Annotated in this window: 2 protein-coding genes and 1 pseudogene; 2 read left to right on the top strand and 1 reads right to left on the bottom strand. The window is 53.1% G+C overall.

The window, feature by feature from the left end:
- A partial coding sequence (locus tag J9889_RS19540) for a helix-turn-helix domain-containing protein (protein ID WP_210557778.1) occupies nucleotides 1-266 on the bottom strand: 266 nt, incomplete at its 3' end.
- Nucleotides 267-323: 57 nt separating this feature from the next.
- On the opposite strand from J9889_RS19540, the gene tnpA reads away from it, so the two are divergent.
- Both tnpA and J9889_RS19530 read left to right on the top strand, forming a co-directional pair.
- The gene (tnpA, locus tag J9889_RS19535) at nucleotides 324-728 is read left to right on the top strand and encodes an IS200/IS605-like element ISAs26 family transposase (RefSeq protein WP_210557776.1); all 405 of its coding nucleotides are present in this window, start codon (nucleotides 324-326) and stop codon (nucleotides 726-728) included.
- A gap of 252 nt (nucleotides 729-980) precedes the next feature.
- Nucleotides 981-1,493: pseudogene (locus J9889_RS19530) on the top strand (IS30-like element ISAeca1 family transposase); the annotation flags it as partial.
- Nucleotides 1,494-1,637: the final 144 nt, after the last annotated feature.

Genomic DNA, 1,637 nt, shown 5'->3' with positions numbered 1-1,637 from the left:
GCGCCATGCAAATCCTTGAGCTTCTGCTGGAGGTTGTCGGTATATGCCTCGGCCAGAAAGGCCATTTCTGGGTCTTTCTTCCAACTGGTGAGCATCCTGTTCAGCTCAAAGGCAGAAGGCAGTTTTTCGCCAGCATCCAGAATGCGCTTTGTCTCTGCCAGCCCGTGATTCCAGACATAACGAGCACAACCGCCCAACTGGCGCAGGCGTTGCGCTTGTTGTTCGGTCGGTTCGAGTCGGAATTTGTAGGCTTTCAGAATTTGCATTTATCACTCAGTGTGCAGCATTATTACCATATCTATTAAGCCCGATTGAGTGACAGAATGCAATTCACTAAAATTAATAAATCACGCCATGCGGCCAACGCTTTGCACGTACATTTGGTGTTTATCACCAAGTATCGAAAGCCGATATTGGGGGAACTGCATCACGCTTCATTCGGTCAGTGTGCGGCAGAGGTTTGCAGAGATTTTGGTGCGGAACTGAAAGAGTGTGACGGAGAGGCTGATCATGTTCACATGCTGATAGAGTACGCGCCAACGGTACAGCTATCGGTACTGGTGAACTCGTTAAAGGCGGTCACATCAAGGCGACTGCGTAATGAATTTCTGGACTTGAGAGGTGCTTACAGCAAACCCGTACTCTGGTCACGCTCTTACTTTGCGGGCTCTTGCGGCGGAGCACCGTTGGAGGTGATCAAGCAATACATTCAAAACCAGCGGGGCTGACGCCCCGGCGAAATTCCCCTCCCACCTACGTCGGAGGGAGTCCCCTTTCGCATTTAAGATGGGGCAGCAGGGTATGGTCGCTCATGGAATACCTCCGGTTAGCCATCGACGCCAACCCGTCAATCGGGGCGCTCACTTTTTAGCAACCGTGAATTCAGATAATAAGTGCAATGCCCATGGTGCATAGGAGAGAGGCGGTCAACTACCAGTTAGGGTACGCTTCTTCTCGCCAAAGAAACAAAGCGATACACCATGAAATACCAGCAGTTGACCGAGGGGCTACGATACCAGATTGCCTGCCTCCGTGACCATGGCCTGTCACAGGCCCGCATTGCCAAACAGCTCGGGGTTCATCCATCGACTATCAGTCGTGAGCTTCGTCGTAATTGTGCTGGGCAGGCCTATCAGCCGCAGCAGGCTCACCAACTTGCCACGGCACGACGGCTGACGAGTCAGAAGCGTACTGTCCCGTCTGATACCATCGACTTTGTTTGCATGGCGCTGGTCGCGGACTGGAGTCCCGAGCAAATCAGTGGCGTTGGAGACATGATTAACTGCCCGGTTAGCCACGAGTGGATATACCGCTATGTGGCACGCGACAAGGCCAACGGTGGCACGCTATACCGGCATCTGCGTCAGGGTCACAAACGCTATCGCAAGGGTAAGAACAGCAAACGCAGTGTCATTCCCAATCCGGTATCGATTGATGAACGCCCTGCGATAGTCAATGAGCGGAGCCGTGTGGGAGATTGGGAAGTCGATACGTAACCGTTCACCGGGAGGATGTTGACAACAACTCTTCCGGGAGCGGGTAGTCTGTTTTCTCTATGCAGGCACTGACCACGGCCCTCAGCCATTCCTGCGGACAGCGACCTAACCGCTTGGCTGTCTCTATCAAAGACAAGATGC

Origin of the sequence: Aeromonas sp. PrichA-15, from assembly GCF_017939245.1 — a bacterium.
GTDB classification, from domain to species: Bacteria; Pseudomonadota; Gammaproteobacteria; order Enterobacterales; family Aeromonadaceae; genus Aeromonas; species Aeromonas caviae.
This window is presented reverse-complemented; position numbering and strand designations above follow the sequence as displayed.